The organism is Shewanella sp. ISTPL2 (assembly GCF_013283205.1).
GTDB classification, from domain to species: domain Bacteria; phylum Pseudomonadota; class Gammaproteobacteria; order Enterobacterales; family Shewanellaceae; genus Shewanella; species Shewanella oncorhynchi.
On sequence record NZ_JAAPAV010000001.1, the window covers coordinates 3,433,473 to 3,455,406 of the forward strand.

Below are 21,934 nucleotides of genomic sequence, written 5' to 3' on the forward strand. Positions count from 1 at the left end.
TAAGCTTGCTTTTTTCTAGCAGGCAGCATTATTTGTTAATTACGTTAAGGATAACCCATGCGTTTGAGTGTTATCAGTACCCTGTTGACTGGTTTTTTATTATTCCCAAGTGCCAATAGTTTTGGTTTGTTATTAGAAACAGGTGCTGAACAAGAGCAAATCGGGCAAGGCAGTAACTCTATTGCCGTTGAAAGCCAAACCGCATCTTCAGTATCGAAGGTGGCGGAGATTAAGACCTTAATCCAAGCCGCGATAAAGGATTCGCCGCAGCCATTTAGTGGCAGTGTTATCCTGCTTGAGGAGGGCAAGCCGCAGCTTGAACTGCAAAAGGGGGAAGGTATTAGTCAAGATTCGCGCTTTGTGATGGCATCACTTTCTAAACAAATCACCGCAACCTTGATATTGCAGGCGGTCGATGCGGGGAAACTCGACTTAAACCTATCGCTTAATCATTATCTTTTTGGTGATGCAGATGGGAGGAATAAGGCGCTAAAAGGCACTGTGGCGTGGGCAAATCTAAGTGCGGATGCATTGAATACCAGTCGATATGACGAGCGGATTACGCTGCACCAACTGCTGACGCATACATCGGGTGTCGATAAACTGGGTAAGGCTAATCGATTCGAGCCGGGTAGCCAATTTGAATACTCCAACTTCGGTTATTCACTTTTAGGGCAAGTGCTTGAGAAGGTCAATCACCAATCCTTTGCCGAGCAAGTGGCGCAGTTTGCAACGCGATACCAGCTTAATGGCTTGAGCGCTGAGCTTGGCAGTATTGAGGCGATTCACGCCAAAGTGCCTTCACTCGCCGTAGGTTTACAGGAAAGCAAGGTGATTGCCCCTGCTGACTTAGTGCTTGATGAAGCTTTGTTACCTGCCGGGGGATTGATTGCTTCAGTGCCAGCTTATGCCGCCTTTCAGCATCTATTACACTCTGGCAAGTTGATGAGTGCAAAGAGTTATCAACGGATGACAACGGCGTATACCGAGATCCAATTCTTATGGCCGAATATGCGCTATGGCTATGGGGTGAGGATCAATAAGGACGATGGCCTCGTCGAATACAGTCATACGGGCTATTTATCTGGCTATATGTCGATGACACTACATTATCCCGAATTTAATTTGGATCTGGTGATGCTGGAAAATCTATCACTAAATCTTAATGATCGCGCTCGAGTATTTGAACTGCATAATAAGATACGTCAAATCATTCGTAGCCAGTTACTGCTTGTTAAAACATCACTTGCACCAGTGATTTGAGTAAACTGACTACTGACATAAGTGCTCTTATGCTGATATTAAGCACGGTACTTTGGTACTTAAAAGATTACTAAGATATAGTTTCTGCGGGAGATAATGGCTACTATCTCCCGCGTTAAGGGAATAAATATAGTCTTTTACTACTTAATGTCGCCATATTTAATTGAATCACGACTATCTGTTTCATATATCATTTCATATTCATAGTTCAATGAGTCTAACAAGCTAATTATATAATCTTCGGATTTAATTCTTTCGTATCCAGGAAAATCTTGGTGGAAAATGATACTCAATAACCAGCTGCATTCAGGTTTTGATGGTGCGAAAATATTTTCATCAAGATCTACATTGGGGAATAATTTAATGAATGTGCCTGTCTCTTTATTTAGATTCCAATGGTAATGTTTTATCCTGAATGGTAAAAAACTCTCAAGCATAGTAGGGTTCTTAGCTGTAGATGTTTTTCTATCTATTAATGCTAGAAATTCTTTGAGTTTATTATGAATTGTTTTTTCATCTTTACTTGTTGATTTTATACCAAATAGTACTTGATGTTTCATATGGTTGAATCTCCTCATTGAATAGATTTTATCGGCACTGGTGTCTTTTAAAGAGCCATTTTCTTTAGTTAAGGGGGTAAGTTTGTTAGCTAACAGAGAATTTAAACTCTATTTTAATGATTAACGTCCCTAACAAAGAGACGTTAATCTGTGACTTACAGTTACCAAAAGCGCTTTCTAAGTGCGGTCTCGATATCAATCTCAACCCTAAAGTACTGCAAAATCGTCCAAACTGAATCGACTAAGGCTTCGGTAAGCGCTGGATAATCATCCTCGATAATTCCGTTAATTTCTTCGACGGTTTCATCGATATATTCTTGAACACCTTCCTCAAATTCGGCCTTTGTCGCTTGATTGCGGAAAAAGCTAAAGTTGTCGAGCTTTTCAATCAATTGATCAATAAGGACTCTCACCGAATTGAGTTGCTCAACTGTGATCGTCGGATCGGTGGCTATCAGTTTAAAAAAGCTCTGCACTTTGGTTTTGAGATCGAATAGCGTTGGGATTTGATCTCGATTTGCCGCCGCATTACTCACCTCTAATTTGGTTTGCTTGACGGGGGCTGGTGTCACATTCACCTCAGATGCTTGCGTATTGGTCGTCATAGAAGCTGTTGCTGGTATTGCGCGATTGTGGGCTATGGTTGTGGGGGCTGGCGGTATCTCGCGCCCCAGTGTTTGTAGCAGGCGGCGCTGGAAATAGCTTTGCGGCAGGGCTTTGCTGAGTGCTTGCTCAAGCTGAGTTTCACTGTAGGAGGCTATCTGCAGCAGCGCTTCGAAAATCTCTTTATATTCTTGCTCAATAGCCGCTATTAGCGGGCTATTGCCTAAGCTATTGGTCACGGTTAAGTTGGCGCCATATTGCTGCAAAAGTCTTAAGATCCGCACCGCTGTTGATTCAAAGCGGGGGAACTCGATTGAACTGCCACCTATCACAGCGCAAAGGGCAGGAGTGGTGTCTTCGGCATTGATGGCATTGGGGTTGGCGCCATGTTCGAGTAACGCCTCTACGCAGGACTGTGCGCCGTAGTAACTGGCGCACATTAATGGCGTAAATTGCTCATCTACTGAGAATTCTTCTAACTTTGCTCCATGGCGCAGTAAGAGTTCTACGGTTTTTCGCCGCATAGGGCCGGTAATTTCATCCCACCAGTAGGTCGAAATCGCCTTGTGTAGAATGGGCGAATTATCGTGGCCGCAATGGGTAAAAATATCCCCGCCTTGGTGAATGAGCCATTCAAGTAGTTGGGTTCGACAGGAGATAGCCGCCGCGGACACATAGTTAGTGTTGTAGATATTGGTGAGGCTTAAATCCAGCCCCTTGGTGAGCAGATATTCCATCACTTGGATAAGCGTTGCTTGATCTTCTTTCCCTGAACCACGCTGGCAGATAGTGAGTAAGGTTGGTTCATCCACCGCCCCAAATTTTTTATTGATATCCATACCATATTGCAGGAACAGATCGAAAAACTCGGGCAGAAAGGTTTTCTTTTCGACCATTGGATAAACCAATAGTCGTAAATTCGACCAGACTAACATCTCATAGGGTTTACCCGTATTCACAAATTCGGCATTTGGATTAGCGCCATATTTGAGCAACAGTTCAAGGGCTTGGTAGATGTAGCTCCGTTTATTCGGATCGGTAAATTGGGCATTATTAATATATTGGTTGAGTAAAGGTGAATGGTCGGCATCAGGCGGTGTCATCCTATAGATGCGATTGATATCGACGGTGGCCTTAATCAGTTTTTCGATAATCCTAAGGTCAAATTCTGAGGTCAATGCTGCATAGACCAAACTTTTAGCGTGGGAGTCGGCTTTGAGCTGCGGATAATGGTCTAACAGGTATTCAGTGTAGTCTTGCGCTTTGGCGTAAACGCATAGTTCGAGTAAATTGGCATCATCCCAGAAGCTGCTATCGTTGGCCATAATATAGCGTGACTTTTTAAATGCAGGGAAGCGTTTAACTAAGGGAGAAAATGTTTCTACTCCCAAAAATTCGCTCGAAGAAATAATGTTTTCAATCAGGCTTAATTTGCCAATGTCTAATGGGATATCTTTATTAATGATATGCAGGAACAGATCTTTATTGCGTTCATCATATAATATTTCTAGTGGATTATTTAATTCACCATTAGTCCAAAAGCTCACCGGTTTATTGATATCTAAGTTAGCTGCAAGTAGAAGGTCGATCATGTCTCTACGTTGATGGTCTTGATAGATATATTGCGGATTAGGATGAAATAGGTAGTTGAGCCAGCAATTATTATATTGATTTTGAAAGTAAAGATTGGCACTAGAGTCTAGGTATAGGGTAACGAGTTCTGAGTTGTTATATTCAATAGCCGAATGCAAGGCACTGAAACCATTACATTCTATTTTAGCGCCTTTGCTGAGCAAGTATTTTATAAGCACTAAATCGGACTGAGGGCTGCAAGATAGTGGAACTAATATATTGCAGGGCGAAATATTGAGATCAATAAAGTTGAGATCTCCACTATCGGCAAGAAATTGATCAACTTTCTTTATTTTAGCCGAGGTCGAAAGCGTGTTATCTAGGCATATTTCCCGAAGTGTGAGTTTCTTATCACTAAAAATCCAACTGAGCATAATGTTCCCTATTTAATGCCGTTAACAAAATGGTATCAAACACCTTTCAATTTATTAAAAATTGAGTGGGGTAAAATTGACATATTTTAATGCATTTAAGTTAAGAAAAACTATGCCCTAAGACTGATAATTAAAATGATCCTGTTTGAATAACATTTTTTGATACAAATTGATAATGCCAAACAAGTTGCATGATGACATGTTTGGCATTGTTACTTTGATTGGAATTCTGCTTCATATCCTATTGATTAAGATCTAGCATCATCGGCATTTCGCAGGCGTCGTGGCCTGTGTTCCCTAGGGGAGCCGACAGATGCACAAAGCCCAATTTCTCATAGAGTTTTACGGCTTCATTTAGTACAGCGGTGGTTTCTAAATAGCAGCTTTGATAACCCGTTTCGCGGGCGAAATCGAGTGCCATTAACGCTACGCGTTTTGCGAGTCCTTTGCCGCGGATTTCTGGCATAAAGTACATTTTTTGCAGTTCGCAGACGCCATCATTGTTAGCTAAAGGCGCAATACCGGCGCCGCCTAAAATGCGGCCCTCTAATTCAATAATCCAATAGTTGGCGCCCGCTTGGGAGTAAATCTGGCTTAGGCAATCTAAGGTCGGGTCCGCCACGCTATAGCCTTTATCCGCGGTTAAGCCGTATTCGGCCGAAACATCGCGGATGACTTTGGCAATTGCGGCATCATCTTGGGCTGTGGCTTGGCGAATGTGACAACTACTTTGCTGCTTGGCGTTATGTACGGCTTGGTTATATAACACGAGGGCCTCTTCGATTTGTGAAGTTTGCAATGGAGTCAGTTGGGCTAAGATCCCTTGGAATAATTGATTCTGCTGAGTATCCAATTTAACGAGTAATTTCTTACCCGCAGGTGTCAGTTGCACAACTAAGCAGCGACTGTCCCGTGGATGTACCTGACTCTGGGCAAGATGTTTATCGATCAAATGCTTGATAGCGCGGCTCGCATTGGACTTATCTATGCTGAGTTTGCTTGCAAGCTCTTTGATGGTCAGGGGCTGCTTGCCTATCTCAAACAGGGCATGGGCTTGCACGGGCGAAAGGGGTAAATCCCCAAATGCGGCGTTGAGCATGCCTAAATTTCTCACCAGATAGCGAGACAAATGCCTGAGTTGGGCGGATGAGCCTGACTCAGTCGTTTGCTTAGTTTGAGTCACAGGCTTCGCGGGATCTTGAGCCAATGGTGCGTCTGTTTGAGCCATAGTCGAATAAGTTTGGTTGCATGTCACAACTAAGTTAGCGGGCTTTAATTCCTCTTGCAACATATTACTAACAATCTACTATGTAAATATCAGGATTCAATAATGGCGCCATGGCGAGAATAATCGCTTGGGTGTAATTACTTTCACGGGTCGCATGGCCGTGGGTGAGTAAACCTATGGCACCGCCTTTTTGCTTAATATTGATTGTATTGAACAACCTATCCATGACATCCCCGAGTTCTTCCCCCGCTTCTAATGCCCGATAAACTTGCATTGGTAAAGGTAAAATCGCACTGCGGCCAATGGCAAGCTGGTCTTTATGGCCAATCGCGATATAGGCGAATGTGGCAGGGCCAAAGTCGAAACAATCGACACCGCCTTCCATCGCAAAATAGTAGTCGGCTTTAGTCTCTTGCGGGTCCTGCTGTTGACAATAGCGCACCCGATTGATCGCCCCTTGTCGAGTGTCGAGATCTGTCATTGGCTGCGCTGCAACACCAGAAGGGGCATCCATACCGCTGGCTTCTATGATGCTCTCTGGGAACAGCTGTGCCATGGCGTTAGTTGCCGCGTTGATTTTTACCGGGTTTTTAGAACCCACTTTTATCTTAATAATGTTTTGTTGCATATAAGTTATTTATTTTGGATTTTAATGTGGACGCTCGTTTGAATCATTGCTTAAATGGTCTGAGGTGTCTAAGCGTTTGGGTTTTCTATTCTGCCACAGTCGTCGGCGAAGCTCAGTAAAAAAGCCAACAGTAGGGGAGGCAATAGCCAGCCTTAGGGACTAGGAAGCGACATGCAACTATTGCTCCTTCAGTAATTTGGGCTGGAATAGGCAGTAAGGCTATGTCATTGAAGGAACCAAAACCAAGAGATAATAATAATGAAATTCAACAAACTCGTGATTGCTATGGGAATGGCCTGCGGTGTAATACTGACCGGCTGTAACGATAGCGAAGATAACACTACGCCTACCGAACCTGAAACTCAACTGCAAGCTTTTGCCCCCAATGGTTTACTCAAAGCCAGTATTCGTCGTACGACCTATGGCGTGCCGCATATCCAAGCCGACAACTTAGAAAGTTTAGGTTTTGGTAGCGGTTATGCGCAGGCACAGGACAACTTATGTGTATTAGCCGATGGTTTTATCAAGGCGAACTCACAGCGTTCTATGTACTTTGGACCCCATGCGTCGATTGACTTCACTACGGGTCAACCCACGGCGGAAGATAACGGTAACCTTATCTCAGATTTTGCCTATAAAGCGTTAAAGATCAGAGCACAAGCCGAAGAAAAATGGCCGAAATTTAGTGAAAACTCTCGGGCACTTATCCAAGGTTTTACCTCTGGTTATAACCAATATCTTGCTGATGTCGAAGCGGGCACACAAACGGCAGAACCTTTCTGTGGCGGTCAGCCTTGGGTGAAACCCATAGTGCCAGAAGATGTGGTGACTTATTTGTTTTCCATCGCCTTATTACCGGGCGCAGCTAACTTTCTCGATTTGATTTTTTACGCTAACCCAGGAGATGCACAGGAATACATGCCGCGTATCGTTGGGCCCGCGCCTAGCCAAGACCAAACTGCATTTGTGGCCGATATGCAGTCTAAGTTGATTGCCCGCGCGGCTCGTATCACGACACCAGAGACCAATCCCCGCGATTTAGGTTCAAATGGTTGGGGTTTAGGCAAGGATAAAACCGAAAATGGTAAGGGCATGGTGCTAGGTAATCCGCATTTCCCGCATACGGGTAACCTGCGTTTTTGGCAATCCCATATTACGATCCCAGGGCATTTAGATATGATGGGCGGCTCGTTAGTGGGTATGCCAGGACCGATTAATATTGGTTTCAATAAAGATCTCGCTTGGACTCATACCTTCTCTACCGCTGAGCATTTTGTGATGTATAACCTTGAGTTAGTCTCGGGTGATCGGATGCAGTATTTGTTTGATGGTAAACCTATGCCTATCACCAAAGAGACAGTATCGGTTCTAGTGAATGCAGGTCCTGCGGGCATGCTGGTCGCCGAGAAAGATATTTATACTACGGCCAAAGGCCCTATGGTCGAAGCTCCTCCCGCTTTAGCGCCTTTCGGTTGGGATGATGGCAGTGCCTTTATGATCCAAGATGCCAATATGGGGACTATGGACCCTGTTGACCATTGGTTAGCCATGAACATGGCGACGAACAAAGAAGAGTTCCAACAGGCATTTAAGGACTACGATGGCGTCATCTTCAATAACACTATGTACGCCGATAAAGAGGGCAATGCTTTCTATATCGACGACTCAACTGTGCCAGGATTATCCGAATCGGCAGTCGTGTTGTTAAAAACCTCACCGGATATTAAAGCGGCGAAGGCAAAAGCCGGATTTACGATTTTACCCGGTAACACTTCACTGTTTAGCTTCGATGGTCCAACGCCCTATGAACGTGCGCCCAAGCTTGAGCGCAGCGACTTTGTGCAAAACTCCAATGATTCCTTTTGGTCGACCAACTTGAATGAACCGCTGACTTACTTCTCGCCTATGTACGGCGCAGAGGCTGGACAGCTATCACTGCGGACACGGATGGGCTTGAGTTTAATGCAGGACACCGCGGGGACTGATGGCAAGTTCAGCTTGGAAGAACTCGAAGCGGCTGTGCTGTCGAATCGCAGTTATCTCGCCGAGTTAGTGCTGCCTGACTTGATTGCCCAGTGTGATGCCCAAGGCAGTACACCTGTGGTGGTGTCGGCGAGTTTATCTAAGGATATCTCTTCGGCTTGTGCGGCATTAAAGGCGTGGAACGGTAAGCAAGATAACGACAGTAAAGGTGGTGCTTTACTACGTGAATTTGCCCATCTATTCAGCCATACAACCATGTTGACCCAAGGATTCGATCCCGCTAATGCGGCAACGACACCTAAAACCTTGACTACGGATGGTAGTGCCTTAAAGGCCTTGGCTCACAGTGCGCTTAACCTTGAGGCCGCAGGCTTTGCCTTAGATGCGCCATTGGGGGATGTGCAATTTGTAGAGAAATCGCTGCCAGATGGAACGCCAAGCGGGTCGCGTTTACCTTGGCCGGGTAGCCATAATGCTGAAGGTGGATTCAACGTGTTTTCAACCAGTTTGTCGGGTGATGACACTTTGATCCCGCAACACAAATACGCTGCTGTGATGGATGTGGTCACTGGCAAGGCGATGAGTTCTGGCTTAACGGCGAAAGGATACCAAGTGCGTTACGGGTCAAGTTGGATGATGGCGGTGAACTTTACCGACGAGGGGCCTGTGGCGCGGGGGATTTTAACTTACTCTGAGTCGAGTAATATCTTAACGCCTGCGTTTGCCGATCAAAGTATCTTGTACTCGAGTGCTAAAAGCTTCCGTCCTTTGTTGTTCAAAGAGGCTGACATAGCCCCAGCTGTAGTGTCGACAACTGAGCTGACACTACAAAAACCATAAGTTAGATTTTGCGCTTTAATCGTTAGCGGCTCACTTCGGAGTTGAATCCGGATGAGCCGTTTTTTATGCGTGTTTACGACTGATAGCGATTTGTAAAAATTTAACATTAACGACTGTGATCTTGATCTACCTTAGACGTGAGTATGCTGTGACGCGTCTTGTTTTGTTGATTTTTGTGACACATGTCCGGTTAGCTGTTTTTCTCGGCGCTTATGCAATGTCACTGGATTTGGCTTGAGGTGAATATCTTGTATTTTTAAGTGGCTTTTTATGTATATGTTTTGATGCTGCATTGAAAACTTATTACATTAAATCAGCGATCTAGATCTCAATATCAGTTTATTATGAAATTCCCTTACATAAAGCCGTGTCAGATCAACTTTTATGGGCTTTTTTTGGTTATCCTTAGCGCGAATTTATTATGCTAGTCACACCGTAAGGTAACTTTTATATGCAAAAAGATGCGACCAGTGTTCTTGGAACACCTCAAAGCACACAGAATCTAGATTCAACGAAACACTTACCTTGGACTCGCCAAGACACGACTTGGATGTTGAGTTTGTTCGGCACTGCCGTTGGCGCTGGAATTTTATTTTTACCTATCAATGCGGGCATGGGCGGCTTTTGGCCTCTTGTGTTAATGGCAGTGATCATTGGTCCTATGACCTATCTTGCCCACCGTGGCTTATCTCGTTTTGTTTGTTCATCAAGCATTCCAGGTAGCGACATTACTCAAGTAGTTGAAGAGCATTTTGGTGTTGGCGCGGGTAAAGCCATTACCGTACTGTATTTCTTTGCTATCTACCCGATTGTATTAATTTACGGTGTGGGTATTACCAACACTGTTGATAGCTTTATCGTCAATCAGTTAGGCATGGCATCGCCACCACGCTTTATTCTATCGGGTGTATTGATCCTCGGTATGATGGCTGTAATGGTCGCAGGTGAGAAATTCATGCTCAAAGTGACACAATTGCTGGTGTATCCGCTGGTGGGTATTTTGGCCTTTATGTCTATCTACCTGATCCCAGAATGGAAAATGGATGCTTTACTCGTTGTACCAGAGGCGGGTGCATTTTTAGGCACAGTTTGGTTAACGATTCCAGTTTTAGTGTTTGCCTTTAACCATTCTCCAGCGATTTCACAGTTTTCTGTGTCATTGAAACGTGACCATGGCGCGAATGCTTCTCGCAAAGCTGATGTTATTTTACGTAATACTTCCATGATGTTAGTGGGCTTTGTGATGTTGTTTGTGTTTTCTTGTGTGCTGTCATTATCGCCAGCACAATTGGCCGAAGCGAAAGCTCAGAATCTACCGATTTTGTCTTATCTCGCCAATGTGCATTCAAGTGGTTTTGTGAGCTACTTTGGTCCATTAATCGCCTTTATCGCGATTGTGTCTTCTTTCTTTGGCCATTACATGGGCGCGACAGAAGGCATGAAGGGGATTATTGTTAAGCAGTTAGACACGAATAAAAAAGGCATTTCAGAGCAAAAAATCAACAAATTTATTCTGGTGTTTATGTTTGTGACGATTTGGGCCGTGGCAATCAAAAACCCAAGTATTTTGAATATGATTGAAGCTTTAGGTGGCCCAATTATCGCGGCTATCCTGTACTTGATGCCTATGTATGCTGTATACAAAGTGCCAGCATTAAAAGCGCACCGTGGTCGCATCAGCAATATCTTCGTGGTTATAGCGGGTTTATTGGCAATGACGGCTATTCTGTTTGGCTTCTTTCGTTAAGTTTTAATCTTAGTAGGAACGCGGTTTGAATGTGAATCGTGAGTCGTAAAAAGAAAAGGATCGTGCCATTGGCCCGGTCCTTTTTTATTACGTATAAGATTTGAATCGCTTATTTTTCTTCGTACATTAAGTAGTAACTCTGCTTCATCCCTAACGCTTGATAGGTCTGCTGTGCGGCGAGATTTTCTTGCTCGACATATAAACGGAAGCTTGCGGCACCACCATTGGCTTCGGCCAGTTGTTTGACTTCGCTGTAGAGTTTGGCATAGATGCCTTGGCGACGATTTTTCGGGCGAATATACACACTCTGGATCCAGTAATAATCCTTCGCACGCCAATCGCTCCATTCAAATGTCACCATGAGCGAGCCGACTAGCTCACCTGCGATTTCAGCGACCAGGTAAAACCCTTTTTGCGGGCTCTCAAGTAGCGTGCCCACACCTCGAGTCAGTGTCGCTTCATCTAAGGCTAGGCCTTCGGTTTCTTGGGCCATGGCCTGATTAAACTGCACTAAGGCGATTAGGTCTTGAGCCTTAGCTTTACGAATCAACATACTACAACTCCTAGGCGGTTATTTGGCAATACCGCTCTTGTTTAGTAAACAACATTTTGTGATTCACTTTAGCATGGAACGACGAGGGATAACGAGTTTGGCAGTGGCAGGTTAGGCACTGATATTATTTATTACTGTGGATATTTGTACGACGAAAGTCTTATCTGCTAGGCTTATCTCTAGTGTCCTTTCGCTGAACTAAGTGAGTTAATGATGGGATTTATTAAGTCTACTCGCCGCTATAAACTTAAGATTTTACCCGTCTATGATATTGCTGCTGATGAACAGATAAATCATCGTCTGCATTTTATTTTAACGCTGTTGAGCTTCGGTTTATGGGGTTTAGTTTGGTGGTGGTTAGTCTTAAAAGCTAACGGTAAGTCCGACTTTATTTTCAGTGGTTTTGATGACGATTATTGGAGTTATTTGATTGAGCGTGAGCAACCGCCTGCGTCGCTTTATCGTCAGCAAATAGCACCAAAAAAAGTCACAGAATATTTTGATGCTTAAGCAGGAAAACTAACATCTCAGCGGCCAATTTAACAAAGTTGGTTTGGTTAATATTACTGATTTTAAGACGGTTTAGCTCAACGTGACCCAGATCATCCCTCGATTAAAACCCCTCTGCTAGACTCGGCGATTGCCCCATTTAGACTGAGAAACTAGCGCGCTAGTTTTGGTCTTTGCCCCATCATAGTTTCGAATTCAAGGTTATCAATATGACAAAACAAAAGTCGTCAGCATTAGGTCGTGTTTGGTCTCGCTGGATGTCAGTGCCGCTGTGGCTGCAAATTGTTATCGGTATGGTGCTAGGTATTTTAGTGGGCATCATCTTCGGCGAGCAAGCGACTCACTTAAAGCCGATAGGCACCTTGTTTGTTAATTCCATTAAGATGCTGATTGTGCCATTGGTGTTTTGCTCACTGATTGTGGGCGTCACTTCGATGCAAGATACGAACAAGATGGGGCGTATTGGTTTTAAATCTTTTGCGTTTTATCTCTTTACCACGGCTATCGCGATCACTATCGGTTTAATTGTCGGTTATGTTCTTCAACCCGGTGCTGGTTTAGGTTTGTCATTGGCAGATGGCGCGGCTCAAACTGCCAAAGAAATACCTTCTTTAGTCGATACTTTGATCGACATAGTGCCGACGAACCCTATTGCGGCTTTAGCAAGCGGGCAAATTTTGCAAGTTATAGTATTTGCGATTGTTTTAGGTATCGCCTTAGTGCTGATTGGCGAGCATGGCAAACCTGCAATTAAAGTGTTCGAAAGTTTAGCTGAGGCCATGTATAAAATGGCCGACATGGTGATGAAGCTCGCACCCTACGGTGTATTTGGGCTAATGGCTTGGGTAGCGGGGGAGTATGGGATTGATATGCTTTGGCCACTGATCAAAGTTATTATTGCTGTGTATCTTGGCTGTATTATTCATGTGTTTGGATTCTATAGTTTTTTACTGCGCGGATTTGCAAAGTTAAGCCCGCTGCAGTTTTTTAAAGGGATTAGCAATGCCATGTTAGTGGCGTTTACCACATCGAGCTCTGCGGGCACGCTTCCTGTGAGTATGAAGTGTGCGAGTGAAAATTTGGGGGTTCATAAGAAGATCTCTAGCTTTGTGTTACCGCTAGGCACCACAATCAATATGGATGGCACAGCATTATACCAAGGGGTCACAGTGCTGTTTGTGGCACAAGCGTTTGGTATCGACCTGACTGTCATCGATTATCTCACCATTATTTTAACGGCGACGTTGGCCTCTATTGGTACTGCGGGTGTGCCCGGTGCGGGTTTAGTGATGTTGACTTTAGTACTCACAACCGTAGGGCTTCCCTTAGAAGGGGTGGCATTGATTGCGGGAATTGACCGTATTTTAGATATGGTGCGTACTGTGGTAAACGTCTCCGGTGACTTAGTGGCGACGATTGTCATTGCAAAGTCTGAAGATGAGTTGGATATGGCGCATTATAATGCCGACATAGATCAAAGCGCCGTAATAGCCGAACAGAATATTGCCCTCGAAATTGCAGCGGCTAAGAGTGTCAAAGCATAGGGAGCTTTTATTGCTGGTTCGTTAACTAAAAAAACCGCCATTGGCGGTTTTTTTATGCTGACAAGTTTTATGGTTACTTCATTTGGTTTAACACTAACACTGGCTTGTCGTCGCTGTTAAGTAAGGTAAGTCGGCCTTGCACTAATTTTGCTTTGGTAACTAATGGCATAGCTTGCATCACTTTGTGCTCTTGCTGCATTAGGGCATCCACGCAGGCTTTCATTGTGCTACCGGCAGGAGATAGCTTAAGCTCTTCGCCTTGCTGAGTATATTGACCGAAAAAGTTATTGCAGCTGTTGTTGCCATGTAATTTACCTTCGGCCTCAAAGGTGATTTGCGCTGGGCTGTAATCGATAGTCGGTTGGCCTTGAACCATTTCAATGTGCCAGCGGCCTTCTAATGGAATGGTATCATTTGGAGCTATATCGGCACTTTGGCAGGCTGTGATGCCTAAGAGTAATGCACCTAAGATGAATGTTTGTTTTAACATCGTTGCGGTTCCTTTTTCCATGATTATGGCCATAGTGTGACAAGTTTTTCGCAAGATCTAAAGGGGTTTATATGACAGGCTCATTTAAAAGTACTCTGAATTTGTTGAAGTTTTTACATTGGTTAGGTGTATTGATGCTAGTTTGTGGACTTGGGTTTTATATGTTGACGCAATGGAGTCTAGAGATAAGCGGCATGTTATTGATCTCAAGTCTGATTGGTTTAGGGTTGGTCTTAATGTCGCCCTATCCTGTGGTGCTGTTTATCCAATGGGCGAAGCGCCAAGATGAGCATTCCAAGTAATTTTGTACTGCCTAATTAAGCCTAAATTTCATTAAATCAAAGCTCTGCCGAATCTGCGGCGGGATTATCGTACAAGCTTGAGTCAATGGCGAGTTCTACTGGCGTGTCTGCGGCTTGGGGTACAGGTGGGCGCATTGAATCAAGTTTACCCCGTGCGAGTTCCATCATTGGTGCAAGTTTGGCGCTGGATTCTGGGGTAAAAAAACTGTAACTCACATCGAGTTTTAGCTGATGGTTTTGTTGTTCTAGCTGTTTTTCTACTCGCTTCATAATATGTAGAACATCCCGTTCACCATCCACAAAAGCAAGTACCACAAATTGAGTGCTGTTGTAATGGGCGGCAACGTCAGCGGTTCTTATCGTATCTTGGATTAACTTGCCTAACAGTCTGTGGTGATTATTTTCGAGTGGTATTGGTGTGTTATCCGTGCTCAGTAATTCAAAGAAGATGATACCTGCATGGGCACCAAAGCGGCGGCCTAAATTGAGCTGTCTTGGCGCCATCATCAAGAAGCCGTAATGGTTGAGCATGCCGGTTTCTTGGTCGCGCATCGAAAGGGATTCAATTCTATGGTTCTGACACAGCAGAGATAATTCCTGTTGCAGCAATATCTGAAACGGTTCGAGCATAGCGGCATTGGCTAGCGGGTCTGCCATATGTGGGTTGAGTACGCACAGGGCGCCAAATTGGCTGCCATCGGGCCAAGCGATTGGACGTGAGAGAATATGCTGAATACCATCAAAATCCCTTGGTAAATCCTCTAACATAAAGCTGCCGAGGTTTTGATATAAACCATCAGGTTGGCTGTTTTGTATCTGTTTGAAGAGTTCGAGTGCTGGTGGATATAAAGTGCCTGCGGTAAATTGCGGTGTTTCAGTGATTGAACTGACGATGATCTCAAACCCTGCACTGATTTTTTGGAATATGAAAACCGTGTTGGCGTTGTAATAGCTTTTGATGAGCTCACATTGGTGCATCCAGCGTGTGAGATTGACTTGTTGATTATCGGTATCAAGTAAACTCAAGTTGGGATTAATGGTTTCTGGCAACATACAAACGCCTAACTATGGCTAAATATCCATTAAGTTTGGGAAATAAAAGGATATTTAGCAAATCAAAGCCCTAAATATTGCCTTGTCCTTGCTGTGCCTATTAACCCAACCGAGTATACTGGCGGGCTGAAATTGGGCCAAAAGCAGAAATAATGCTGTGAGAATACTGTGAAAATTAGACTAGCCTTACCTCAAGATGTTGATTTATTAGCGATGCTAGAGAAAAAACATCTTAATGATGAATTAGCTTCCGCCAGTATGGGGTTACAAGGACAAGCTTTTTCCCACGGTGAACTGAGCGAATTAGTGCAGCATCATTGGGTCGTAGTTGCACTGGTAGAACAGCAGATCGTCGGTTATGTGATTGCAGGCCGTTGGGGATTTTTCGAACATTGGCCCATTTACCGCACTTTGTTGAATCGTTTAGGGCAACTCGATTGGGATGGACCTAAATTAACTAAGGCCAACTCTTGCCAATACGGGCCGATATGGGTGCAGCAAGCCTACCGTGGGCAAGGGATTTTCGAGGCATTAGTCCATGAAATTCGTCGCCAAGTTGCTCCGCATTTTAGCTATATGTTGACCTTTATTGCTGAAGATAATGAACGTTCCTTTGCCGCTCACTCGGGTAAAGCGCACATGCAGGTTGTGGATTTTTTCACCGTTTCGGCAAGAGATTATTATTTAATGGCGGCAAAGACCCAAGCTTAGTTGTTCGATGATAGAAATTAAGGATTCAATCTCTACTGTGTAAATAACCCGAGTTCAGGTTAAATAACGGAGATAAATACATGAATGTACAATTTGTTGAGTCACTATTAACGGCCTATGCCGAAGTCAATTTATCGGCTTGGGACAACTTGAGATTGGTCCTATCTGAGTGCGCTCACCATGAATGTGAGGCGAGGGGATTTGAAGTCGAGTTTATCTCCGATTCAGGGCAAGTGCAGCATTATTGGGTACAAGTGGGGAATATTTGGCTCGATTGTGGTCGAACCAATGCCTATTCGACGGTGATTACGCGACTGACCGATAAGGAACTTAGCCGTGTAAACTCCAAGAGCGCGTTAGAATGCGCTATTTTATCCCAAGAGCAGATTGGTCTACTCTGCATGCAAAACGCCCATTTCGATCATTGCTGAGAGTGTTAATTCAGTCCGTTTCTCAATCGCTTTTTTGATCAATACTTCTTCATCAGAAAGATGCGCTGAGGGTCAGTGGTGACAGTGCCTATGATCTCAAACCCTTGTTTTTCATAAAACACAGGTGCTTGAATCGATAAGGTATCCACTTGAGCTACCAAGCAACCCCGCTGTTTCGCCTCAGCTTCGGCAAGTGCCATCAGTTTATGCCCAAGCCCAGTGCCTCTGGTTTGCTCATCAACCCAGACAACATTGATTAAGAAGTTTTTATAGATAGTCCGGCCACCCACACCACCAATCAACTTGCCAGCTTCATCACGTGCAATGACAGTCAAAGGCACTGATTTCTCAGGTCCTAACAGCCCAGCATTAAATTGCCTAACGCCGTCTACCAGCGCATCCACAATCGCGATATTTTCTTCACTCATAACTTCAAAGTTCATGTCAAAAACTCTTTCTGGAATGTGATTACTTTATAAACGTAAATGTTATTTCTGTTGTATTCAACTTTTGATTGATCTCACTAATGTTAATCATTATCATTCGCGAAATCATTTATAAGTTACATTTGTAAACTAAGTTTACTAAACAGGAGAGGTTTATGTTATTTCGTCAAACTTGCTTGGCAGTTGCCATTACCGCTGTATTTACGGGTAATTTTGTCCAAGCCGAAGAGGCTCCCGACAGAAAAATGGAAGTTATGGTTGTTACTGCCTCTGGATATGAACAGAAATTGGTTGATGCACCCGCCAGTATTTCTGTTATCACCCAAGAAGATTTGATGATAAAACCTTATACCACTCTCCTAGATGCAGTGCGTGACTTGGAAGGGGTTGATATTGGTGAAACCCGTGATAAAACAGGGCAAGGTACCATCAGTCTACGCGGTATGGGATCTGACTATACCTTAATCCTTGTCGATGGTAAGCGTCAGAATAACCATGGTGATATTTATCCAAACAGTTTTGGTGGCAATCAATTTGGTCATGTACCACCACTTGATGCTATTGATCGAATTGAAGTTATTCGTGGGCCAGCATCAACGTTATACGGTGCAGATGCTCTAGGTGGTGTGGTGAACATCATCACTAAAAAAGTGGGCGACGAATGGTCTGGCTCTATCACTCACAGCCGAACTCATCAAACCAATGATGCCTATGGCGAAGATATCACTACCGATTTCAGCGTGATGGGTCCCCTCATTAAAGGCGTTCTTGGGTTATCGATTCATGGCAGTATTTATGATCGAATGGGGTCTACACCAGAGTATGCACCAGTAGATTATCCCAATGGAGAAGTACGCACTCGTTCACTCGGTTTTGGTGGTGGCGGTAAAACCGTCGATAACGAAAATCATATGTTAGGTGGGAGTTTAAGTTGGACGCTAAATGAACATCACAAAATTTGGTTTGATTTAGATTCCTCATCTCAAGATTATGATAATACGCCACTGATCAATGATAACGGTGAACGCGAGTATCCGCTTGGTACTGTTGATAATATCGATAGTCTCTGGATTGCCAGTAACTTCTGTAAAGGCGGCGTAGGTTCCCGTGAGGCTGCTTGTCTAGCTAGCGGTGGTGAATGGGCAAGACGATCAAATCCGCGAGCGGGTTACAGCGAGACTCAAAAATTTACCCGTGATGCTTGGGCGTTAACCCATGAAGGTGCTTGGGATTTTGGTACAAGCTTTGTGTCACTATCCTATGTAGACACACAAAATAATGGCCGCACACTGCCATTTACCACTGCTGAAAGAGTATTACTACTGCAGATGATTGATGGTAAAGGGGATTACACCGGCATGACTGAAGCCGAACGTAAAGCGATTGCTGAATCCACTTTCCTGCCTAGACCTAAACGCGAAATGGCAAGTAATCAATATACGCTTGATATGAAACTCGATATTCCATTTGAAGCTGCAGGAAATCATGTCGCAGTGACGGGGGCGCAGGTGATTCGTGGTGAGTTGAAAGACGGTGTATTTGGTATGGAAGAAGGTACGCCGGGCGCAGTACAAGAACACAATATGTGGTCTGTTTTTGCTGAAGATACATGGAGCATGACTTCTGATTTATCTGTTACTGCGGGTTTACGTCATGATGATCATGAAATATTTGGCAACCAACTCAGCCCACGTCTATACGGCGTTTACACCATTAATAATGAGTGGACTGTAAAGGGTGGGGTGAGCACAGGCTTTAAAACACCTAAAACCACACAATTGTATGATGGTGTCGTTGGCTTTGGTGGCCAAGGAACCTCACCGCAATTTGGTAACCCAGATCTCGAAGCTGAAACCAGTGTGTCCAGCGAAGTCGCCCTGTATTGGTCTCATCCAGATGGCCATAATTTTAACGTCACTATTTTTAAAAATGACTTTGACGATAAGATTGCTTCACAACCCTGTGGTAAAGGTACGAGCATAGAATGTTCCGATGCGGGTGAATATGCTGATTTAGGTTATGCAGTCAGTAGCAAAACAGTCAACATAGATAAAGTTACTATTCAAGGTGCTGAGCTCGCGGGACGTTGGGAAATTCTAGATGCCTTAACATTAAATGCTAATTATACCTACACAGATAGCGAGCAGAAAAGCGGTGCAGAGCAAGGTCGTCCACTCGGCAACAGTGCCAAGCATATGGCAAACGCGACATTAAAATGGGAGTTGACCGACTCATTTAACGTATTCTTGACCTCAGAATACCGTGCTAAACGTTATCGCTCTTGGGATATCATTAATGATGCTGCACTTTACTATAAGGGTTATAACGTGTTCCATCTTGGTGGTTCTTATCAGGCGAGTGAGTTTGTCACCTTCAACATGCGAGTAAATAACTTGTTTGATAAAGATTTTACTTCATACGATATTGTCTTCACCGAATGTAGTGACACTAGCACCACTTGTGTCTCTGACGACAATGGCCCAAACGGATACACAGCATCTTACGTTGATGATTTTAATAACAAAGATAAGGCCCGTAACTTCTGGGTTGGTATGAATGTACGTTTCTAAACTAATACTCTGTGCATTAGTCATTATTTGATATTCATGGGCGATAGATAAAACTGAGAGTTACCCGTTTGATAAAGGTATCCACTATCAATTAAACAATAGGGTAACTCTCATTACTCATTACTCATTACTCAGTGCACCTGCACTGTGCTGGTGAGTCTGCACTATCGAGCCATCAATAAAGACCCATTCCGTGTCGGCCATTTTCGCTAAAGCTTTGAATAAATAGGCCTGAATGTCTTTTCAGACCATAAATAAAACCGTCTAAAGACCGTACTCCAATGGCTCAACTCTTTGGGTAAATCTTGCCAAGGGATACCTGTTAGAAGGTGGTAAAGAATGCCTTCGAATGTTTGTCTATGTTCAGGTTTATCATAAACACGGCCTGTGCTTTTCATTAAATGAAATAGTGTTTCCCAGTGTGCATTGGTTAGCATCAGTATTGGTATGCTGTCTAAAAATCATTCTCGAAAGCTCAATAGACCCTAGATGAAGTCAGAAAAATTAAAGGTGCTAGCGTATAAGGCTACAGAATGAGCCATTGTCCGTTTGGATAAGTACCAATATAACCAAAGGGGATTCTTCCACAGAGATACCAAGATAGGCGTTCACTCGTAAAGGCTGAAAGTTTAACGTCAGCTAGTAGCAGTGTTGCGAGCGTATTAGCGTCATCGGATGTCAGCGCGCATATTTCTGCAACGGGAATAATTTTCCAAGTGGAGAGGTAAGCTGACTTAGAAATTTCATCGACTTCGCTGTCAGAAATCCAAGCATGCACATCATTTACTACTGCCTTTGTTTTTAACGAATTTGCCAAGTCATGGTCTGTTACACACAGGCTTTCATAGTGGATTTCGTAAGGTGTTTCAAAAAAGGCTTCAGGATCGGATTCAAGAAAAGCGGCGATCTCCTCTAATGTACCGTATGTCTTTGCTGTTTCCTCTGGCAGACCTACGTTGGCTGCCCATGCACAAGATTGAAGTTGCTGTAATAAGATGGCGTTATCGGTCATGGGGTCTGTGCACTCTAATGGTCTGTGTATATGCTGCTTTTATTTTGCCATATTTGTAATCTAACTAAATGTCAGACATAAAAAAACCGCTGGGTAGCGGTTTTTCATGGATCTTAAGTGTAAAAATTGAAATGAATTAAGACTATAGACCCGCGTCAGCACGTAATATTTCGGCTTTATCAGTCGCTTCCCATGGGAATTCGCTGCGACCAAAGTGGCCATAAGCGGCGGTCGCTTGATAAATTGGACGTGCTAAATCTAGCATGGCCGTTAAACCGTATGGGCGCAGTTCAAAGTGTTGACGGACTAACTTGATCAGCACTTCTTCAGACACTTTACCAGTACCGAAGGTCTCGATGCTGATAGAGGTCGGCTCTGCCACACCAATTGCGTAAGACACTTGGATTTCACAGCGATCAGCAAGACCTGCTGCAACTATGTTTTTTGCCACATAACGTGCAGCATATGCCGCGCTACGATCCACTTTTGATGGATCTTTACCAGAGAATGCGCCACCACCATGACGGGCCATGCCGCCGTAGGTGTCAACGATGATCTTACGACCCGTTAAGCCGCAATCGCCTACTGGACCACCGATAACAAAACGGCCAGTTGGGTTGATAAAGAACTTAGTGTCTTTGTTTAACCATTGAGCCGGTAATACAGGCTTGATGATGGTTTCCATCACGCCTTCAATTAAGTCGGCTTGTGAAACGTCATCTCTGTGTTGAGTCGATAACACAACTGCATCGATACCGACAATTTTGCCATCATCATAGGCAAAAGTGACTTGGCTTTTCGCATCTGGGCGTAACCAAGGTAGCGTGCCATTTTTACGCACTTCAGACTGACGTTTCACTAATGCGTGAGCATAGGTGATAGGTGCAGGCATCAGAATGTCAGTTTCGTTGTTGGCATAACCAAACATTAACCCTTGATCGCCAGCACCTTGCTCTGCAGGGTCTGCGCGGTCTACACCTTGATTGATGTCGGGTGATTGCTTACCAATGGCGTTTAATACTGCGCACGAGTCTGCATCAAATCCCATATCTGAATGGGTATAACCAATTTCACGCACCGTTTTACGGGTGATTTCTTCAATATCAACCCAGGCAGAGGTAGTGACTTCGCCACCGACTAATACCATGCCGGTTTTGACATAAGTTTCACACGCTACGCGTGCTTTTGGATCTTGAGCCAGAATTGCATCTAGCACAGCATCAGAAATCTGATCTGCAATCTTATCGGGATGACCTTCTGAGACCGACTCAGAAGTAAACAAGTGCTTTGCCATAGTAGGAAAATCTCGTCGTTAGCATTCAAACGTGTAGAAGCATCTACATCTAGACGGCTATTTTAGTTTAAATCCGATTGCCGATCACCCCCGATAATAAAAAATCCTCTCAGATTGTGACCTGAAAACGACTACGCCCTGCCATAAATAGGTTATTTTA

General features: G+C 44.1%; 19 protein-coding genes and 1 pseudogene. 9 read left to right on the forward strand and 11 right to left on the reverse strand.

Going from position 1 to position 21,934, the window contains the following annotated elements; all coding sequences use genetic code 11:
- Positions 1–57 precede the first annotated feature (57 nt).
- Positions 58–1,263, forward strand: a complete 1,206-nt coding sequence (locus tag HUB64_RS15035; RefSeq protein ID WP_173497309.1) for a serine hydrolase — start codon at positions 58–60, stop codon at positions 1,261–1,263.
- A 140-nt stretch (positions 1,264–1,403) separates the two neighbouring features.
- On the opposite strand, the gene HUB64_RS15040 is transcribed toward HUB64_RS15035, so the two are convergent.
- The 4 genes from HUB64_RS15040 to yjjX all read right to left on the reverse strand — a co-directional run bounded on the left by HUB64_RS15040 (position 1,404) and on the right by yjjX (position 6,288).
- Positions 1,404–1,823 (reverse strand): hypothetical protein, encoded by a 420-nt coding sequence (locus HUB64_RS15040; RefSeq protein ID WP_173497310.1) that lies wholly within the window; start codon positions 1,821–1,823, stop codon positions 1,404–1,406.
- Between the two features lie 161 nt (positions 1,824–1,984).
- Complete coding sequence (locus HUB64_RS15045) at positions 1,985–4,432, reverse strand: ankyrin repeat domain-containing protein (RefSeq protein WP_173497311.1); 2,448 nt, start codon at positions 4,430–4,432, stop codon at positions 1,985–1,987.
- A 241-nt stretch (positions 4,433–4,673) separates the two neighbouring features.
- Positions 4,674–5,723: a bifunctional helix-turn-helix transcriptional regulator/GNAT family N-acetyltransferase gene (locus tag HUB64_RS15050; protein ID WP_173497312.1), complete on the reverse strand. Its 1,050-nt coding sequence runs from the start codon at positions 5,721–5,723 to the stop codon at positions 4,674–4,676.
- Positions 5,724–5,727: 4 nt separating this feature from the next.
- The gene (yjjX, locus tag HUB64_RS15055; RefSeq protein ID WP_173497313.1) at positions 5,728–6,288 is read right to left on the reverse strand and encodes an inosine/xanthosine triphosphatase; all 561 of its coding nucleotides are present in this window, start codon (positions 6,286–6,288) and stop codon (positions 5,728–5,730) included.
- A 258-nt stretch (positions 6,289–6,546) separates the two neighbouring features.
- On the opposite strand from yjjX, the gene HUB64_RS15060 reads away from it, so the two are divergent.
- A complete protein-coding gene (locus tag HUB64_RS15060) occupies positions 6,547–9,111 on the forward strand; it encodes an acylase (protein ID WP_173497314.1) in 2,565 nt (854 codons plus the stop codon).
- A gap of 451 nt (positions 9,112–9,562) precedes the next feature.
- Complete coding sequence (locus HUB64_RS15065) at positions 9,563–10,858, forward strand: aromatic amino acid transport family protein (RefSeq protein ID WP_028761640.1); 1,296 nt, start codon at positions 9,563–9,565, stop codon at positions 10,856–10,858.
- Positions 10,859–10,967: 109 nt separating this feature from the next.
- Here HUB64_RS15065 and HUB64_RS15070 read toward each other — a convergent pair whose 3' ends face one another.
- Positions 10,968–11,411, reverse strand: a complete 444-nt coding sequence (locus HUB64_RS15070; RefSeq protein WP_105250107.1) for a GNAT family N-acetyltransferase — start codon at positions 11,409–11,411, stop codon at positions 10,968–10,970.
- A 213-nt stretch (positions 11,412–11,624) separates the two neighbouring features.
- Between HUB64_RS15070 and HUB64_RS15075 the strand changes: the two genes are divergently transcribed.
- A complete protein-coding gene (locus tag HUB64_RS15075; RefSeq protein ID WP_113939800.1) occupies positions 11,625–11,921 on the forward strand; it encodes a hypothetical protein in 297 nt (98 codons plus the stop codon).
- A gap of 209 nt (positions 11,922–12,130) precedes the next feature.
- Positions 12,131–13,465 (forward strand): dicarboxylate/amino acid:cation symporter, encoded by a 1,335-nt coding sequence (locus tag HUB64_RS15080; protein WP_173497315.1) that lies wholly within the window; start codon positions 12,131–12,133, stop codon positions 13,463–13,465.
- Between the two features lie 73 nt (positions 13,466–13,538).
- Here HUB64_RS15080 and HUB64_RS15085 read toward each other — a convergent pair whose 3' ends face one another.
- On the reverse strand, positions 13,539–13,955 hold the full coding sequence (locus HUB64_RS15085; RefSeq protein WP_173497316.1) for an META domain-containing protein: 417 nt from the start codon (positions 13,953–13,955) through the stop codon (positions 13,539–13,541).
- A gap of 71 nt (positions 13,956–14,026) precedes the next feature.
- Here HUB64_RS15085 and HUB64_RS15090 point away from each other — a divergent pair, with 71 nt between their 5' ends.
- Entirely contained in the window at positions 14,027–14,257 is a 231-nt protein-coding gene (locus HUB64_RS15090) for a hypothetical protein (RefSeq protein ID WP_028759411.1), read from the forward strand.
- A 36-nt stretch (positions 14,258–14,293) separates the two neighbouring features.
- Here the strand turns inward: HUB64_RS15090 and HUB64_RS15095 are convergent, their stop codons facing one another.
- Positions 14,294–15,310, reverse strand: a complete 1,017-nt coding sequence (locus HUB64_RS15095) for a GGDEF domain-containing protein (RefSeq protein WP_173497317.1) — start codon at positions 15,308–15,310, stop codon at positions 14,294–14,296.
- A gap of 168 nt (positions 15,311–15,478) precedes the next feature.
- On the opposite strand from HUB64_RS15095, the gene HUB64_RS15100 reads away from it, so the two are divergent.
- Positions 15,479–16,021 carry a GNAT family N-acetyltransferase gene (locus HUB64_RS15100; protein ID WP_131525099.1) on the forward strand — a complete coding sequence of 181 codons (543 nt, stop codon included), beginning with the start codon at positions 15,479–15,481 and terminating at the stop codon, positions 16,019–16,021.
- Between the two features lie 80 nt (positions 16,022–16,101).
- On the forward strand, positions 16,102–16,452 hold the full coding sequence (locus HUB64_RS15105) for a hypothetical protein (protein ID WP_131525100.1): 351 nt from the start codon (positions 16,102–16,104) through the stop codon (positions 16,450–16,452).
- 38 nt (positions 16,453–16,490) lie between these two features.
- On the opposite strand, the gene HUB64_RS15110 is transcribed toward HUB64_RS15105, so the two are convergent.
- Positions 16,491–16,895, reverse strand: a complete 405-nt coding sequence (locus HUB64_RS15110) for a GNAT family N-acetyltransferase (RefSeq protein WP_131525101.1) — start codon at positions 16,893–16,895, stop codon at positions 16,491–16,493.
- Between the two features lie 158 nt (positions 16,896–17,053).
- Between HUB64_RS15110 and HUB64_RS15115 the strand changes: the two genes are divergently transcribed.
- Positions 17,054–19,468, forward strand: coding sequence for a TonB-dependent receptor (locus tag HUB64_RS15115; protein ID WP_173497318.1), 2,415 nt, complete (start codon positions 17,054–17,056; stop codon positions 19,466–19,468).
- Positions 19,469–19,591: 123 nt separating this feature from the next.
- Here the strand turns inward: HUB64_RS15115 and HUB64_RS15120 are convergent.
- From HUB64_RS15120 to metK, 3 genes and pseudogenes are all read right to left on the reverse strand, one after another.
- Positions 19,592–19,917 (reverse strand): annotated as a pseudogene (locus HUB64_RS15120) (transposase); the annotation flags it as partial.
- 77 nt (positions 19,918–19,994) lie between these two features.
- Positions 19,995–20,480 carry a hypothetical protein gene (locus HUB64_RS15125; RefSeq protein WP_105252989.1) on the reverse strand — a complete coding sequence of 162 codons (486 nt, stop codon included), beginning with the start codon at positions 20,478–20,480 and terminating at the stop codon, positions 19,995–19,997.
- Between the two features lie 142 nt (positions 20,481–20,622).
- Complete coding sequence (gene metK, locus HUB64_RS15130; protein ID WP_028761631.1) at positions 20,623–21,774, reverse strand: methionine adenosyltransferase; 1,152 nt, start codon at positions 21,772–21,774, stop codon at positions 20,623–20,625.
- Positions 21,775–21,934: the final 160 nt, after the last annotated feature.